This window comes from Streptomyces blastmyceticus (genome assembly GCF_039521185.1).
Lineage (GTDB): Bacteria > Actinomycetota > Actinomycetes > Streptomycetales > Streptomycetaceae > Streptomyces > Streptomyces blastmyceticus.
The window spans coordinates 331,649-347,604 of sequence record NZ_BAAABW010000024.1; the positions used below are offsets into that span (position 1 = coordinate 331,649).

Below are 15,956 nucleotides of genomic sequence, written 5' to 3' on the forward strand. Positions count from 1 at the left end.
GCGGGGGACGGCGCGACCGGCGCCGCCCCCGTCGTGCACCCGTAGTCACAACGACTTCCGAGAGAGATTCACCATGGCGAACTTCACCGCCGCTGACGTCAAGAAGCTCCGTGAGCTCACCGGCGCCGGCATGATGGACTGCAAGAAGGCGCTGGACGAGGCGGCCGGCGACCTGGACAAGGCCGTCGAGATCGTTCGCGTCAAGGGCCTGAAGGGCGTGGCCAAGCGCGAGAGCCGCACCACCTCGAACGGTGCCGTCGTCTCGGTCATCGCCGACGACAACACCTCCGGTGTGCTCGTCGAGCTGAAGTGCGAGACCGACTTCGTCGCCAAGGGCGAGAAGTTCATCGCCGTCGCCGAGACGCTGGCCGCCCACGTCGCCAAGACCGCTCCGGCGGACCTCGAGGCGCTCATGGCGTCCGAGATCGAGGCCGGCAAGACCGTCCAGGCGTTCGTGGACGAGGCCAACGCCACCCTCGGCGAGAAGATCGTCGTCGACCGCTTCGCGCAGTTCGCCGACGGTTACGTCTCCGCGTACATGCACCGCACCGCCGCGGACCTGCCGCCGCAGGTCGGCGTCCTTGTCGAGCTCGACAAGGACAACGCCGAGGTCGCCAAGGACATCGCGCAGCACATCGCCGCGTTCGCGCCGAAGTTCCTCTCCCGCGAGGACATCCCGGCCGACGTACTCGAGAACGAGCGCCGCGTCGCCGAGGCCACCGCCCGCGAGGAGGGCAAGCCCGAGGCCGCCCTGCCGAAGATCATCGAGGGTCGCGTCACCGGCTTCGTCAAGGAGAACTCCGTTCTCGAGCAGGCGTTTGCCAAGGACAACAAGAAGACCGTCCAGAAGATTCTGGACGAGGCCGGTGTCAAGCTGAAGCGCTTCTCGCGCATCCGCGTCGGCGCCTGAGCCGTCAGCAGGGCAGCGAATGACCTGCGACCCGCTAGGGTCGTACGCAGCCGACCCTTCACCGGTCGGCCGCTGATGTGACGAGGAGGCCATTGCCGTACAGGGATCTGATAAAGACCCATCCGGCAATGGCCTTCTTCGTATGTGCACGAGGAGATCTCCAATGAATCAGGGTGCGGACGCCCGGCCGGCAGCCGACGACAAAAGCGCTGACCACGGCAAACGCCGTCGGTTTATGCTGAAACTGTCCGGCGAGGCATTCGCCGGCGGCGGGGGCCTCGGTGTCGACCCCGATGTCGTGCACGCCATCGCTCGCGAGATCGCGGCAGTCGTCCGCGACGGCTACGAGATCGCCGTCGTCATCGGCGGCGGCAACTTCTTCCGCGGCGCCGAGCTCCAGCAGCGCGGCATGGACCGTGCCCGCTCGGACTACATGGGCATGCTCGGCACCGTCATGAACTCTCTCGCCCTCCAGGACTTCCTGGTCAAGGAAGGCGTCGAGACGCGGGTGCAGACCGGCATCACCATGGGCCAGGTCGCCGAGCCGTTCATCCCGCTGCGCGCGGTGCGCCACCTGGAGAAGGGCCGCGTCGTCATCTTCGGCGCCGGCATGGGCATGCCCTACTTCTCCACCGACACCACCGCCGCCCAGCGCGCCCTGGAGATCCACGCCGAGGCGATCCTGATGGGCAAGAACGGCGTCGACGGGGTCTACGACTCCGACCCGAAGAAGAACCCCGACGCGGTGAAGTTCGACGCTCTCGAGTACAGCGAGGTGCTGTCCCGCGGCCTCAAGGTCGCCGACGCCACCGCCATCTCCCTGTGCATGGACAACAAGGTGCCGATCCTCGTCTTCGAGCTGCTCGCCGAGGGCAACATCGCGCGTGCGGTCAAGGGTGAGAAGATCGGCACGCTCGTGAGCGACCAGAGCACGCGGGCCTGACGGCCCGGACAACCGCCGTCCTGGGCGATCACGCCGCACAGGGACGGCAACACCGTGCCGTGGGAAGACCCCGGCACGGGGATGGACAACTGCCTGCCGGTCGGACACCGTGCAGGAGAAGACGCGCGCAGGGGCGAGGCTCTGCTTACTGATAACACCAGGAGCAAGTGGTGATCGAAGAGATCCTCCTCGAGGCCGAGGAGAAGATGGAGAAGGCCGTTGTGGTCGCCAAGGAGGACTTCGCGGCGATTCGCACCGGGCGTGCGCACCCCGCGATGTTCAACAAGATCGTGGCCGACTACTACGGTGCGCTGACGCCGATCAACCAGCTGGCGTCCTTCTCGGTGCCGGAGCCGCGCATGGCTGTGGTGACGCCCTTCGACAAGAGCGCACTGCGCAACATCGAGCAGGCCATCCGCGACTCGGACCTCGGTGTCAACCCGAGCAACGACGGCAACATCATCCGAGTGACGTTCCCCGAGCTGACCGAGGAGCGCCGCCGCGACTACATCAAGGTGGCCCGCACCAAGGGCGAGGACGCGAAGATCTCGATCCGCGCCATCCGCCGCAAGGCCAAGGACGCCCTCGACAAGCTCGTCAAGGACAAGGAGTCCGGCGAGGACGAGGTGCGCCGCGCGGAGAAGGAGCTCGACGACACCACCGCGAAGTACGTCGCGCAGGTGGACGAGCTGCTCAAGCACAAGGAAGCCGAGCTCCTCGAGGTCTGATGAACGACACATCCTGGGGAGCCCCGTCGAGCGCCGGGTACTGGGGGTCCACCGACCGCGGCCCCGCCCCCTCGCTCGGTGGGGACGTGCGCCCGGGTTCGGCGGGTCCTGTGCACGAGGCGGGCGTCGCGGCGCAGACTCGGCCCATGCCCATCGTGCCCCCCTCAGGCGGAGACCAGGACGACCGTGACGAGGGGGCCGCCCACCTGCGCGGCCCCCTGTTCCGTGATGAACAGGAGCCCGACATCCGGCCCCAGGAGTCTGCCCCGGAGCCTGCATCCCCCCAGGCACCCAAGGCCGGCAAGAAGAGCGCCGGCCGAGATCTTCGGGCCGCGATAGGGGTGGGACTGGGCCTCGGCGCGGTCATCCTCGCCTCCCTGTTCATCTACAAGCCCGTCTTCCTCGGCGTGATCGTCGTCGCCGTCGTCGTCGGGCTGTGGGAGCTGACGTCCCGCCTCGCCGAGCGGAAGGCCGTCAAGGCCCCCCTGGTGCCGCTCGCGCTGGGCGGTGCCGCCATGGTCATCGCCGGTTACGCGAGGGGCGCAGAGGGCGCGTGGGTGGCCATGGCCTTCACCGCGCTCGCCGTGCTCGTGTGGCGGATGTCGGAGCCTCCGGACGACTACCTCAGGGATGTCACGGCGGGCATCTTCGCCGCGTTCTACGTGCCCTTCCTGGCCACGTTCGTGGCCCTGATGCTGGCCGCGGGCGACGGCGCGTGGCGGGTGCTCACCTTCCTGATCCTCACGGTCGTCAGCGACACCGGTGCGTACGCGGTGGGCTGGAAGTTCGGCAAGCGCAAGCTCGCGCCGCGCATCAGCCCCGGCAAGACGCGCGAGGGCCTGCTGGGAGCCGTGCTCTTCGCCATGGTGGCGGGCGCGCTGTGCATGCACTTCCTGATCGACGGCGGCAAGTGGTGGCAGGGACTGCTGCTCGGCCTCGCCGTCGCGGCCAGCGCCACGCTGGGCGACCTCGGCGAGTCCATGATCAAGCGCGACCTCGGCATCAAGGACATGGGCGCGCTGCTGCCCGGCCATGGCGGGATCATGGACCGGCTGGACTCGCTGCTGCCGACCGCACCCGTGGTGTGGTTGCTGATGGTGGTCTTCGTCGGCAGCGCATAGGGCCCCGGCCTGCGCTTTCTTCGGTGAGGGGTCCGTTGTCCACAGGGCGGCGGGCCCCTCTCCGCGCGTCTGCGACACTGGTAGGACCATGCCTGCACCTGGAGAACTCACTTTCGTCGCGCCGCGCGGGGCCAAGCTGCCCCCGCGGCACCTTGCCGACCTCTCGCCCGCCGAGCGCCGCGAGGCGGTTGCCGCGATCGGCGAGAAGCCGTTCCGTGCGAAGCAGCTGTCGCAGCACTACTTCGCCCGGTATGCGCACGACCCCGCGGCATGGACCGACATCCCCGCCGCCGCCCGCGAGAAGCTCGCGTCCGAGCTGCTGCCGGAGCTGATGAAGGTCGTCCGGCACATCTCGTGCGACGACGACACCACCCGCAAGACCCTCTGGCGACTGCACGACGGCAAGCTCGTCGAGTCGGTGCTGATGCGCTACCCCGACCGGGTCACCATGTGCATCAGCTCCCAGGCCGGCTGCGGGATGAACTGCCCGTTCTGCGCCACGGGCCAGGCCGGTCTCGACCGCAATCTGTCGACCGCCGAGATCGTGCACCAGATCGTGGACGGCATGCGCGCGCTGCGCGACGGCGAGGTGCCGGGCGGCCCCGCCCGCCTGTCCAACATCGTCTTCATGGGCATGGGCGAGCCGCTCGCCAACTACAAGCGGGTCGTCGGCGCCATCCGCCGGCTCACCGACCCCGAGCCCGACGGCCTCGGCCTCTCCCAGCGGGGCATCACCGTCTCCACCGTCGGCCTGGTCCCCGCGATGCACCGCTTCGCCGACGAGGGCTTCAAGTGCCGCCTCGCGGTCTCGCTGCACGCCCCCGACGACGAGCTGCGCGACACCCTGGTGCCGGTCAACACCCGCTGGAAGGTCCGCGAGGTCCTCGACGCCGCCTGGGAGTACGCGGAGAAGTCGGGCCGCCGCATCTCCATCGAGTACGCCCTGATCCGCGACATCAACGACCAGGCGTGGCGCGGTGACCTGCTCGGCCGGCTCCTCAAGGGCAAGCGCGTGCACGTCAACCTCATCCCGCTCAACCCCACCCCGGGGTCGAAGTGGACGGCCTCCCGCCCGGAGGACGAGCGGGCGTTCGTCGCGGCGATCGCCGCGCACGGCGTGCCGGTGACCGTCCGCGACACCCGTGGCCAGGAGATCGACGGCGCCTGCGGACAGCTGGCGGCGGCCGAGCGCTGAGCGCGCCCTCGGAACGGCACTGATACGGTGCCTTCGCACAAACGAACGCACAAATGAACAATCCGACAGGGGAGCGCGAAAGCGCTGAGAGTGCGGCACGGGCCGCAGACCCTCGGACCTGATCCGGGTCATACCGGCGTAGGGAGTCAGCTCATCATGAACACCAATCTCCGGCGTGCCCTCGGCGCGGCCGCCGCCGTCGCGGTCGGCCTGCCCGCGCTCGCCGCCTGCGGCTCTGGCGGCTCCGGGGCGGCCGACGGCGGCAAGACCGTCACCCTCGTCTCGCACGACTCCTTCAACGTCTCGGACGGCGTGCTCAAGGAGTTCGAGAAGCAGAGCGGCTACACCGTCAAGGTGCTCAAGAGCGGTGACGCCGGAGCGGCCGTCAACCAGGCGATCCTCTCCGCGAAGCACCCGCAGGGCGATGTCTTCTTCGGCGTCGACAACACCCTCCTGTCGCGCGCGCTCGACAAGGACCTCTTCACGCCGTACGAGGCCAAGGGCCTGGACCGGGTTCCCAAGGCCCTCCAGGCCGACGCCGCGCAGCACCGGGTCACCCCGATCGACACCGGCGACATCTGCGTCAACTACGACCGCGCGTACTTCGCCGACCACAAGCTGGCCCCGCCGCAGTCCTTCGACGACCTGATCAAGCCGGAGTACAAGAACCTCCTCGTCACGGAGAACTCCGCCACGTCGTCCCCCGGGCTCGCCTTCCAGCTCGGCAGCATCGCCAAGTACGGCGACGACGGCTGGCAGGACTACTGGAAGAAGCTCAAGGCCAACGGCGTCGAGGTGGTCGACGGCTGGGAGCAGGCGTACAACCAGCGCTTCTCCGGCTCCGCCGCCGGCCGGAAGGCCAAGGGCGACAAGCCGCTGGTCGTCTCCTACGCCTCCAGCCCGCCCGCCGAGGTGATGGACGTGAAGCCCGAGCCGAAGGAGGCCCCGACCGGGGTCGCGACCGGCACGTGCTTCCGGCAGATCGAATTCGCCGGACTGCTGTCCGGCGCGAAGAACACCGAGGGCGGCAAGGCGCTGATCGACTTCCTGCTGAGCAAGAAGTTCCAGGAGGACATGCCGCTGACCATGTTCGTCAACCCCGCCGCCCAGGACGCCGCGCTGCCCGGCCTGTTCACCAAGTACGGCGCGAAGGTCACCGATCCTGAGACCCTCGCCCCGGAGAAGATCGCCAAGAACCGCGACCAGTGGATCAAGGCATGGTCCTCGATCGTCCTGAAGTAGACGTCACGGGGAAGCCGCCACAGGGCTCCCGGACGGCCTCAAGGCGGTCCCGGCAGTCCCTCCGGCGGACGGCGGTGCGGCTCGGCCTGATGGTCGTGCCGCTCGCCTTCTTCGGGGTCTTCTTCGCCTACCCCGTCACCGCGATCGTCTCCCGGGGGCTCAAGGACGGCGGGCACTGGCAGTTCGGCCGCATTGGCGAGGTCGTCACCGACCCCGCGATCGGCCACGTCCTGTGGTTCACCACCTGGCAGGCGTTCGCCTCCACCGCGCTGACCCTCGCTCTCGCGCTCCCCGGCGCGTACGTCTTCGCGCGTTTCGACTTCCCCGGCAAGCAGCTGCTGCGGGCCGTGGTCACCGTCCCCTTCGTCCTGCCGACCGTCGTCGTCGGTTCGGCGTTCCTGGCGCTGCTGGGGCGCGGCGGGCTGCTGGACGAGCTGTGGGGCGTGCGCCTGGACACCACGGTGTGGGCGATCCTGCTCGCCCACGTCTTCTTCAACTACGCCGTGGTCGTACGGACCGTCGGCGGCCTCTGGGCACAGCTCGACCCCCGCCAGGAAGAGGCGGCGCGGGTGCTGGGTGCGGGCCGCTTCGCCGCCTGGCGGCGGGTGACCCTGCCCGCCCTGACGCCCGCCGTGGCGGCCGCGGCCCTGATGGTCTTCCTCTTCACCTTCACCTCCTTCGGCGTCGTGCAGATCCTGGGCGGCCCGCGCTACTCCACGCTGGAAGTGGAGATCTATCAGCAGACCGCGCAGCTGCTGGACCTGCCGACCGCGGCCGTGCTCACCCTCGTACAGTTCGTGGCGGTGGCGGTGCTGCTCGTGGTGCACGGCCGGACCGTACGCCGCAGGGAGTCCGCCCTGAAGCTCGTCGACGCCGCGCGCACCGCACGCCGGCCGCGCGGCGCGGCGCAGTGGGCGCTGCTCTGCTCCGTGCTGGTCGTGATCGCGCTGCTGGTCCTGGTGCCGCTCGTCGTCCTCACCCTGCGCTCCTTCGACGGCCCCGACGGCTATGGCCTCGCCTTCTACCGCGCCCTCGCCTCGGCGGGCGACAACGGCGGCACGTTCGTCGTCGCCCCGCTGGAGGCCATCGGCAACTCGCTGGCGTACGCGCTGGCCGCCACCGGCATCGCAGTGGTCGTGGGCGGTCTGGCGGCCGCCGCGCTCACCCGGCGCGCGGGGCGGCTCGTCCGCGGCTTCGACGCGCTGCTGATGCTGCCGCTCGGCACCTCCGCCGTGACCGTCGGCTTCGGCTTCCTGATCACCCTGGACGAGCCGCCGCTGGACCTGCGCACGTCGTGGATCCTGGTGCCGCTCGCACAGGCCCTGGTGGGCGTGCCCTTCGTCGTACGGACCATGCTGCCGGTGCTGCGAGCGGTGGACGCCCGGCTGCGCGAGGCCGCCGCGGTGCTCGGCGCGTCGCCGCTGCGCGCCTGGCGCGAGGTGGACCTGCCGCTGGTGGGCCGCGCCCTGGCGGTCGCGGCCGGTTTCGCGTTCGCCGTGTCGCTGGGCGAGTTCGGGGCGACGGTCTTCATCGCCCGGCCCGACAGCCCGACGCTGCCCGTGGCGGTGGCCCGGCTGCTCGGCCGGCCCGGGGAGCTCAACTACGGCCAGGCGATGGCCCTCAGCACGATCCTGATGCTGGTGTGCGCGGCGGCGCTGCTGGTTCTGGAGCGCGTCCGCACCGACCGTTCGGGAGAGTTCTAGATGTCCCTGCTGCGACTGGACGGCGTGACCGTCCGCTTCGGTGAGCGCGCGGCGCTGGACGCGGTCGACCTGGAGATCGCCGAACACGAGACGGTGTGCGTGCTCGGGCCGAGCGGCAGCGGCAAGTCCACGCTGCTGCGGGTGGTCGCCGGACTGCAGCGCGCGGACGCCGGGCGGGTGTTCCTCTCCGGGAACGACCAGGCCGGTGTGCCGACGCACCGGCGTGAGGTGGGCCTGATGTTCCAGGACCACCAGCTCTTCCCGCAGCGCGACGTGGGCGGCAACGTCGGCTTCGGGCTGCGCATGCGGAGGACGGGACGCGCGGAGGCGGAGCGCCGGGTGGCCGAACTGCTCGACATGGTGGGGCTGCCGGGCGCCCAGCGGCGGTCCGTCGCGGCGCTGTCGGGCGGCGAGCAGCAGCGGGTCGCGCTGGCTCGCGCGCTCGCCCCGCGGCCGCGGCTGCTGATGCTCGACGAGCCGCTGGGCCAGCTCGACCGGAGCCTGCGGGAGCGCCTCGTGGTGGAGCTGCGGGAGCTCTTCGGACGGCTGGGCACCACCGTGCTGGCCGTCACCCACGACCAGGGCGAGGCCTTCGCGCTCGCCGACCGGGTCGTGGTGATGCGGGACGGCCGCATCGCCCAGGCCGGGACGCCGCTTGAGGTCTGGCAGCGGCCCGCGTCGGAGTTCGTGGCCCGCTTCCTCGGCTTCGACAACGTGGTCGAGGCGACGGTGTCCGGCGAGCGCGCGGACACGGTGTGGGGCAAGGTGCCGGTGCCGGCCGGGACGCCGGAGGGCCGCCGCCGGCTGCTCGTACGGCCCGCGGGCGTCCGCCTGGCACCCGTGGTGGACGGGCTGCCCTGCACGGTCACCGGGCGGACGTTCCGGGGCGACCACGTGGTGGTGCTGCTCCGGCCCGCCGACGGCCCGGAGCTGGAGGCGGCGTGCGGACTGCCGGACGCACCGGACGTGGGTGACCGGGTGGGCGTGGTGTTCCGCGCCGACGACGTGGTGGTGCTGGGCGGTTCCTGACCGTACGGGAACGGGCCGGCCGCCTGGTCCGTGAGGACGGGCGGCCGGCCCGTTTTCGTGGGTTTGCCGGTGTGTCAGCCGCTTACTGTCGGCTGGAGTTCCTTCGGCTCAGGTTCCGCCTCCGGCGCGCCTTCCGGTTCGCCGAACCAGGCGACCGCCACCGCGCCGGTCACCGCCAGCAGGAAGCCGAGGATCGCGACCCAGGCGAAGCCGGGACGGGAGCTGTCGCCGAGCAGCAGGACGCCGATGATGCCCGGCAGGACGGTCTCACCGACGACGAGGGCCGCCGTGGCGCCGTTGACCGAGCCGATCTGGAGGGCGACGGTGTGCAGGTACATGCCGACCGCGCCGGATATGAGGATGGCGTAGAGGGCCGGGTCCGCGATCAGGGTGGGCAGGTCGAAGGGGTCGATCCCGTCCAGGATGCGTACGCCCACGCCGATCGCGCCGAAGCCGAGACCGGACAGCAGGCCGGCCAGGATCGCGGCGCGCGACCCCATCAGGCGCACGGCCACGGTGCCGCCGCCCATCAGCACGACCGAGATGACCAGCAGCCACCAGTGGGTGGACCGCGCGGCGTCACCGCCGCCCTCGTGGCCCGCGGCGGTCGCCAGCAGCACCAGAGCGGAGCAGACCACGCCGATGGACGCCCACTCCGGCTTCGTCAGCCGGATGCCCAGGAGCTTGACGCTCAGCAGGGCCGTGACGACGAGGTTGGCGCTGATGACCGTCTGGGACAGGAACAGCGGCAGCATCCGGGCGGCCAGGGCGCCCAGCCCGAAGCCTATGAAGTCCAGGACTGTACCGACCATGAACTCCCAGGTCACAGCGGCCTTCGCGGTGGAGGAGAGGCTCGGCCCGCCATGCTGCGTGGTGCCCGTGGAGGCGGCGGTGGCGGCCTCTCGGCGGGCCGATTTGCGCGATCCCACGGCTTGCAGGACCGAGCCCGTTCCATAACAGGCCGAGGCCGCGACAGCCGTCACTAGGCCGATGATCACCAATTGCTCCGTTCGCCTGATAAACCGTCGTGCTTCTGAGCCAGACGTGCTTTTCGGCGCCGAAGTTGCCTTGGGTCAAGAAAAGGTCAAGAACCAGTCCGTCAGGGGACCGGTGCGACGTCGGCCGCCCCGCGGCCAGCGCCTCCAGCAGGGGCCACGCGGGAAGCGTACGCGTCCGGTGCGCACGGCCGACCAGCACCCGGTATCCGCGCAGCGAGCCCGTGGCGGCGAGCCGGTCGAATTCCTCCAGCGACTCGACCTCCCGCGTGGCGCCGATGGCAGCCGACCCTTCACCTGGTCATGGGCAGCGCGGCCAGCTCGGCGATCGCCCATGTCAGGGGGGTGAGCACGGCCAGCAGCACACAGGTGCGCAGCACGGCCGCGCCACGGAGCATCGAGGCGGGGAGCCCCAGGCGCTGCAGGGCCGCCGTGGTGCCCGTGCGGCTCTGTCGGCTGTCCAGGGCGGCGGTGATGGCGGTGGCGGTGACACAGGCCATCACCAGGGCCGCGCCGAGTCCGGTCAGCGGGCCGAAGGGGCGGGGGCCGGAGCCCTCCCAGGCCGCGCCGTACAGCTCCGCGGCCGCGAGGGCGCCCGAGGCCACGGCGCACAGCACGCCGAGCGGCCGGCCGATGCGGGTGGCCGCGTCCTGCAGTATGCGCCCGGCCAGCAGCCGTACGGCGCCGGGCCGCCCCGCCGACAGCAGGACCCCGCACCAGTGCGTCAGACCGGGTCCGGCGAGTACGAGGCCGAGGGAGGCGAGCAGCCAGCCGCCGATGACACCGGGGGAGGCGCCGTCGGTGCGGCCGGGCAGCGACAGCAGGGTGTCGGGGTCGGGGGCCGGGCCGCGGCCCACGTACGCCTCCATGGCGAGGCCTACCGAGATGATCGCGATGCCCCAGGGGAGGCCGGTGTACACGGGCTTGGGGGTGGGCGGGACGGCCGGCTTCGGCGCGGGAGCCGCCGTCTCGGCCTCGGGGTCCACGGGCGGCTGGGGGGCCGTGGCCTCCCGCCGCGGGCGCAGCACGACGGCACAGGTGGCCGACGCAAGGGCCGGCAGCAGGCCGAGGAGCGTCAGCGTCGCACCCCACGGCAGGTGCGCCTGCCCGTCCAGCAGCCGCTCGGCGGAGCCGCTCAGCGGGGTGCCGCCGAGGTCGCCGCGGAGCTCCAGACAGACCAGCAGGGCGACGCCGCTGCCGAGCGTGCAGGAGATCGCCGTCGAGGCCGCCGCGAGGAGCGACATCCGCACCGGTCCGAGCCCCGCCGCGTCCAGCCCTGCACGCGGGCGCGTGGAGGGGTCCGTACGGGCCACGGCGAGGGCGAACTGCACGACGGCGGCGAGCGGTACGGCGCACCACACCAGCCGTACGATCGACTGCCCGGTCGCCCTGGGATGCGCCACCGCGTACCCGAGGGTGCACAGCAGCAGGAATCCGACGCCCGCCGCGGCGGCCGCGACCAGGAGTCTTCGCAGCAGGACGAGCGGGTGAGCGCCGCGCGCTAGGCGGAGACTGAGCACGCCGCCCTGCCCTCTCCACCGGGCGCGTCGGGCGCCGGGATCCCACTGGCCCGGCGGCCGTCGGCCAGGGTGACCGTACGGTCGGCGAGGGTGGCGATCTCGTCGTCCAGGGTGGCGATGACGACCGTGATCTGGTGCGAGCGCGCGGCCGTCGTCAGGGTGCGCAGCACCTGAGCCCGGTCGGCGTTGTGCAGCGGCGCGGTCGGCTCGTCCGCGAAGATGACGGTCGGTTCGGTGGCCAGCGCCCGCGCGATCGCGATCCGCTGACGCTGTGCCATCAGCATGGCGTCCGGCCGCTTGCGGGCGCAGTCGCCGACGTCGAGGCGCTCCAGCCACTCACCGGCGGTCCGTTTCGCGGCCCGGTGGCCGATGCCGCGCAGCAGCAGCGGCAGGGCGGCGTTCTCCCAGCCGCTGAGCTCCGGGACGAGGTGGGGCTCGCTGTCGATCCAGCCGAACCGCTCGCGGCGCAGCCTCTCCCGTGCGGGGCGCGAGAGGGTGTGCACGGGTGCGCTGTTGAACCACACCTCGCCGGGCGTGGGCAGCAGCTGGCCCGACAGGCATTTCAGGAGTGTGCTCTTCCCGGAACCGCGTGTCCCGGTGACGGCGAGGATCTCGCCCTCACGTACGCCGACGGAGACCCCGGCGAGAGCGGGGGAGCCGTTGTATGCGTAATGCAGGCCACGTGCCCAGAGCACGTCATTGTCCGGCGGGGCCACCATTATCGAGCACCTCGGGTCGCTGAAGGGTCCGTTCCCCTGTCCGGGTGAACGAACCGGAGGCCATTGGGTCACTGGCACCGTACGGAACCGGGATCCTAGCCCTCGCCCAGGCTCGGCGCTGGAGGGCCTCACTTTCCTCCGGTCGGCCTCATCCTCAGCGGTCGCCCATGCGTCGGAGCGCATGCGCGCAGGACGTGTGAGCGGATGTGCGGCCGGAGCGCGATCACCCCTGCCGTGAGCCGTGGCCCACGCGCGCGTGGAGCGAGGGGGGTCGCGCGGGGCCACGGCGGGAGGGACGGGCCGGCCGGTGGGCCGGCCCGTCCGGGTCGGTCAGATCTTGGTCCACGCCTCCGTGAGGACGCCGCGGACTATCTGCTCGATCTCGTCGAACGTCGACTGGTCGGAGATCAGCGGCGGCGAGAGCTGGATGACCGGGTCGCCGCGGTCGTCGGCCCGGCAGTACAGCCCGTTCTCGAACAGCTGCTTGGACACGAAGCCGTAGAGCAGCCGCTCGCACTCCTCGGGGGTGAAGGACTCCTTGGTGGCCTTGTCCTTCACCAGCTCGATGCCGTAGAAGAAGCCGTTGCCCCGCACGTCGCCGACGATCGGCAGGTCGTTCAGCTTCGACAGGGTGGCGTGGAACGCCGCTTCGTTGTCCAGCACGTGCTGGTTGAGGCCCTCGCGCTCGAAGATGTCGAGGTTGGCGAGCGCGACGGCGGAGGAGACCGGGTGGCCGCCGAAGGTGTAGCCGTGCAGGAAGGTCGCGTCGCCCTTGAAGAAGGGCTCGGCGATCCGGTCGGAGATGACGGCCGCGCCGATCGGGGAGTAGCCCGAGGTCATGCCCTTGGCGCAGGTGATGATGTCCGGGACGTAGCCGAACTTGTCGCACGCGAACATCGTGCCGAGGCGGCCGAAGGCGCAGATGACCTCGTCCGAGACCAGCAGGACGCCGTACCGGTCGCAGATCTCGCGCACCCGCTGGAAATAGCCGGGGGGCGGCGGGAAGCAGCCGCCGGCGTTCTGCACCGGCTCCAGGAAGACGGCCGCGACGGTGTCCGGGCCCTCGAAGAGGATCTCCTGCTCGATCTGGTCGGCGGCCCAGCGGCCGAAGGCCTCGGGGTCGTCACCGTGGATCGGGGCGCGGTAGATGTTGGTGTTGGGCACCTTGTGGGCGCCGGGGACCAGGGGCTCGAAGGGCGCCTTGAGGGCCGGCAGGCCGGTGATGGACAGGGCGCCCTGCGGGGTGCCGTGGTAGGCGACGGCCCGTGAGATGACCTTGTACTTGGTGTGGTTGCCGGTGAGCTTGTGGTACTGCTTCGCGAGCTTCCACGCGGTCTCGACGGCCTCGCCGCCGCCGGTGGTGAAGAAGACCTTGTTCAGGTCGCCGGGGGCGTAGTGGGCCAGCCGCTCGGCCAGCTCGACGGCCTTGGGGTGGGCGTAGCTCCACACCGGGAAGAAGGCCAGCTCCTGTGCCTGCTTGGCGGCGGCCTCGGCCAGCTCGGCGCGGCCGTGGCCGGCCTGGACCACGAACAGGCCCGCGAGGCCGTCGAGGTAGCGCTTGCCCTTGTCGTCGAAGATGTAGGTGCCCTCGCCGCGCACGATGGTGGGCACGGGGGCGTTCTCGTACGACGACATGCGGGTGAAGTGCATCCACAGGTGGTCGTACGCCGTCTGGGAGAGGTCCTTGCTCACGGCTATCGGGTTCCCCATGTGTAGGTCTGCTTGCGGAGCTTGAGGTAGACGAAGCTCTCGGTGGAGCGCACGCCGGGGAGGGTCCGGATGCGCTTGTTGATCATTTCGAGGAGGTGGTCGTCGTCCTCGCAGACGATCTCGATCAGGAGATCGAAGGAGCCGGCGGTCATCACCACGTACTCCACCTCGTCCATCGCGGTCAGGGCGTCGGCCACCGGGTCGAGGTCGCCCTCGACGTTGATGCCGACCATCGCCTGCCGCCGGAATCCGACGGTGAGCGGGTCGGTGACGGCGACGATCTGCATCACGCCCTGGTCGAGCAGCTTCTGCACGCGCTGCCGGACGGCCGCCTCGGACAGCCCGACGGCCTTGCCGATCGCCGCGTAGGGGCGGCGGCCGTCCTCCTGGAGTTGCTCGATGATCGCCAGGGAGACGGCGTCGATCGGGGGCGTGCCCTGCACGCTCTTCGGGTCTGCACTACGAGTGGCCACGAACACCACTGTGCATGGGACTCGTCTGTGTGGCAACCCTTGAGCGATGAAATTCGTTGTCCAGAGGCTCGGGAATAACTGATTCCGTTGTTTCCGCGTGGTAGGTATGTCGAAAGCGTCGCCTCACTGACTAGGCTGGTCCTCCGCCCATCGGACAGCTGACAGAAAGGGTGGCGCACGTGACCACCGAGCTGCGTCGTCTTCGCAACTACATCGCCGGAGAATTCCGGGACGCCGCCGACGGGCGGACCACCGAGGTGGTCAATCCCGTCACCGGCGAGGCGTACGCCACCGCCGCCCTGTCCGGTGCCGCCGACGTCGACGCCGCCATGGCGGCGGCCGAAGCGGCCTTCCCCGCCTGGCGCGACCTGGTGCCCGGTGACCGGCAGAAGGTCCTGCTCAAGATCGCCGACGCCTTCGAGGCGCGGGCCGAGGAGCTGATCGCCACCGAGTCCGAGAACACCGGCAAGCCGCTCGGGCTCACCCGCAGCGAAGAGATCCCGCCCATGGTGGACCAGATCCGCTTCTTCGCCGGTGCCGCCCGGATGCTGGAGGGCCGCTCCGCCGGTGAGTACATGGAGGGGATGACCTCCATCATCCGCCGGGAGCCGATCGGCGTCTGCGCGCAGGTCGCGCCGTGGAACTACCCGATGATGATGGGGGTGTGGAAGTTCGCCCCGGCGCTCGCCGCGGGCAACACCGTCGTCCTCAAGCCCTCCGACACCACGCCGGCCTCCACGCTCCTGATGGCCGAGATCATCGGTGGTGTGCTGGAGGAACTGGGCCACCCCAAGGGCGTGTTCAACGTGATCTGCGGCGACCGGGAGACCGGCCGCCTCATGGTCGAGCACCCGGTGCCGGCCATGGCCTCGATCACCGGCTCCGTGCGGGCCGGCATGCAGGTCGCGGAGTCCGCCGCCAAGGACGTCAAGCGCGTCCACCTGGAGCTGGGCGGCAAGGCGCCGGTCGTCGTCTTCGAGGACGCCGACATCGCCAAGGCCGTCGAGGACATCGCGGTGGCGGGCTACTTCAACGCCGGCCAGGACTGTACGGCCGCCACCCGCGTGCTGGTGCACGAGTCCGTGCACGACGAGTTCGTGACCGCGCTCGCCAAGGCGGCCGCCGACACCAAGACGGGCCTGCCGGACGACGAGGACGTGCTCTACGGGCCGCTCAACAACGCCAACCAGCTCAAGCAGGTGTCCGGCTTCATCGAGCGGCTGCCCGCCCACGCCAAGGTGGAGGCCGGTGGCCACCGGGTGGGCGAGCAGGGCTACTTCTTCGCGCCGACCGTCGTCTCCGGGCTGAAGCAGGACGACGAGATCATCCAGCGCGAGGTCTTCGGCCCTGTCATCACCGTCCAGTCCTTCACGGACGAGGAGCAGGCCGTCGCGTACGCCAACGGTGTCGAGTACGCCCTGGCCTCGTCGGTGTGGACCAAGGACCACGCGCGGGCCATGCGGATGTCCAAGCGGCTGGACTTCGGCTGCGTGTGGATCAACACCCACATCCCGCTCGTCGCCGAGATGCCGCACGGCGGCTTCAAGCAGTCCGGCTACGGCAAGGACCTCTCGGCCTACGGCTTCGAGGACTACACGCGCATCAAGCACGTGATGACGTCGCTGGGCTGACCCGCCCGGGAAGACGGCCGCGGCCCCACCGGATCTC

14 protein-coding genes and 1 riboswitch are annotated in these 15,956 nt (G+C 70.7%); of the genes, 9 read left to right on the forward strand and 5 right to left on the reverse strand.

Annotated elements, in window-relative coordinates; all coding sequences use genetic code 11:
* Positions 1-73 precede the first annotated feature (73 nt).
* From tsf to ABD269_RS22230, 8 genes are all read left to right on the forward strand, one after another.
* Positions 74-910: a translation elongation factor Ts gene (tsf, locus tag ABD269_RS22195; protein WP_301892011.1), complete on the forward strand. Its 837-nt coding sequence runs from the start codon at positions 74-76 to the stop codon at positions 908-910.
* Positions 911-1,073: 163 nt separating this feature from the next.
* The gene (gene pyrH / locus ABD269_RS22200; RefSeq protein ID WP_301892010.1) at positions 1,074-1,853 is read left to right on the forward strand and encodes a UMP kinase; all 780 of its coding nucleotides are present in this window, start codon (positions 1,074-1,076) and stop codon (positions 1,851-1,853) included.
* 170 nt (positions 1,854-2,023) lie between these two features.
* A complete protein-coding gene (frr, locus tag ABD269_RS22205) occupies positions 2,024-2,581 on the forward strand; it encodes a ribosome recycling factor (RefSeq protein ID WP_116214130.1) in 558 nt (185 codons plus the stop codon).
* Positions 2,581-3,702 carry a phosphatidate cytidylyltransferase gene (locus ABD269_RS22210; protein WP_301892009.1) on the forward strand — a complete coding sequence of 374 codons (1,122 nt, stop codon included), beginning with the start codon at positions 2,581-2,583 and terminating at the stop codon, positions 3,700-3,702. Before frr ends, ABD269_RS22210 begins: the two co-directional genes overlap by 1 nt.
* 88 nt (positions 3,703-3,790) lie before the next feature.
* Positions 3,791-4,897 carry a dual-specificity RNA methyltransferase RlmN gene (gene rlmN, locus ABD269_RS22215; protein WP_301892008.1) on the forward strand — a complete coding sequence of 369 codons (1,107 nt, stop codon included), beginning with the start codon at positions 3,791-3,793 and terminating at the stop codon, positions 4,895-4,897.
* Between the two features lie 57 nt (positions 4,898-4,954).
* Positions 4,955-5,059: riboswitch (TPP riboswitch) on the forward strand.
* Positions 5,054-6,139: a thiamine ABC transporter substrate-binding protein gene (locus ABD269_RS22220; RefSeq protein WP_344120271.1), complete on the forward strand. Its 1,086-nt coding sequence runs from the start codon at positions 5,054-5,056 to the stop codon at positions 6,137-6,139. It overlaps the preceding riboswitch by 6 nt.
* Positions 6,140-6,228: 89 nt before the next feature.
* Entirely contained in the window at positions 6,229-7,842 is a 1,614-nt protein-coding gene (locus ABD269_RS22225) for an ABC transporter permease (protein ID WP_344120310.1), read from the forward strand.
* Positions 7,843-8,871 carry an ABC transporter ATP-binding protein gene (locus ABD269_RS22230; protein WP_344120273.1) on the forward strand — a complete coding sequence of 343 codons (1,029 nt, stop codon included), beginning with the start codon at positions 7,843-7,845 and terminating at the stop codon, positions 8,869-8,871.
* A gap of 74 nt (positions 8,872-8,945) precedes the next feature.
* On the opposite strand, the gene ABD269_RS22235 is transcribed toward ABD269_RS22230, so the two are convergent.
* The 5 genes from ABD269_RS22235 to ABD269_RS22255 all read right to left on the reverse strand — a co-directional run bounded on the left by ABD269_RS22235 (position 8,946) and on the right by ABD269_RS22255 (position 14,288).
* Positions 8,946-9,869: a DMT family protein gene (locus ABD269_RS22235; RefSeq protein ID WP_301892005.1), complete on the reverse strand. Its 924-nt coding sequence runs from the start codon at positions 9,867-9,869 to the stop codon at positions 8,946-8,948.
* A 290-nt stretch (positions 9,870-10,159) separates the two neighbouring features.
* Entirely contained in the window at positions 10,160-11,386 is a 1,227-nt protein-coding gene (locus ABD269_RS22240; protein ID WP_301892004.1) for a hypothetical protein, read from the reverse strand.
* Positions 11,368-12,105: an ABC transporter ATP-binding protein gene (locus ABD269_RS22245; RefSeq protein WP_116214137.1), complete on the reverse strand. Its 738-nt coding sequence runs from the start codon at positions 12,103-12,105 to the stop codon at positions 11,368-11,370. The genes ABD269_RS22240 and ABD269_RS22245 overlap by 19 nt, the downstream gene beginning before the upstream one ends.
* Before the next feature lie 330 nt (positions 12,106-12,435).
* Entirely contained in the window at positions 12,436-13,815 is a 1,380-nt protein-coding gene (locus ABD269_RS22250) for an aspartate aminotransferase family protein (RefSeq protein WP_344120277.1), read from the reverse strand.
* Positions 13,800-14,288 carry an Lrp/AsnC family transcriptional regulator gene (locus tag ABD269_RS22255; RefSeq protein WP_116215956.1) on the reverse strand — a complete coding sequence of 163 codons (489 nt, stop codon included), beginning with the start codon at positions 14,286-14,288 and terminating at the stop codon, positions 13,800-13,802. Before ABD269_RS22255 ends, ABD269_RS22250 begins: the two co-directional genes overlap by 16 nt.
* 179 nt (positions 14,289-14,467) lie before the next feature.
* Here ABD269_RS22255 and ABD269_RS22260 point away from each other — a divergent pair, with 179 nt between their 5' ends.
* A complete protein-coding gene (locus ABD269_RS22260) occupies positions 14,468-15,919 on the forward strand; it encodes a gamma-aminobutyraldehyde dehydrogenase (protein WP_344120280.1) in 1,452 nt (483 codons plus the stop codon).
* Positions 15,920-15,956: the final 37 nt, after the last annotated feature.

What these genes read in the sequence shown, in the direction of transcription:
- ABD269_RS22230 (WP_344120273.1), top strand. Translation starts at nt 7,843, where the DNA reads ATGTCCCTGCTGCGACTGGACGGCGTGACCGTCCGCTTCGGTGAGCGC.
- ABD269_RS22220 (WP_344120271.1), top strand. Translation starts at nt 5,054, where the DNA reads ATGAACACCAATCTCCGGCGTGCCCTCGGCGCGGCCGCCGCCGTCGCG.
- ABD269_RS22225 (WP_344120310.1), top strand. Translation starts at nt 6,229, where the DNA reads ATGGTCGTGCCGCTCGCCTTCTTCGGGGTCTTCTTCGCCTACCCCGTC.
- pyrH (WP_301892010.1), top strand. Translation starts at nt 1,074, where the DNA reads ATGAATCAGGGTGCGGACGCCCGGCCGGCAGCCGACGACAAAAGCGCT.
- tsf (WP_301892011.1), top strand. Translation starts at nt 74, where the DNA reads ATGGCGAACTTCACCGCCGCTGACGTCAAGAAGCTCCGTGAGCTCACC.
- rlmN (WP_301892008.1), top strand. Translation starts at nt 3,791, where the DNA reads ATGCCTGCACCTGGAGAACTCACTTTCGTCGCGCCGCGCGGGGCCAAG.
- ABD269_RS22210 (WP_301892009.1), top strand. Translation starts at nt 2,581, where the DNA reads ATGAACGACACATCCTGGGGAGCCCCGTCGAGCGCCGGGTACTGGGGG.
- ABD269_RS22245 (WP_116214137.1), bottom strand. Translation starts at nt 12,105, where the DNA reads ATGGTGGCCCCGCCGGACAATGACGTGCTCTGGGCACGTGGCCTGCAT.
- ABD269_RS22250 (WP_344120277.1), bottom strand. Translation starts at nt 13,815, where the DNA reads ATGGGGAACCCGATAGCCGTGAGCAAGGACCTCTCCCAGACGGCGTAC.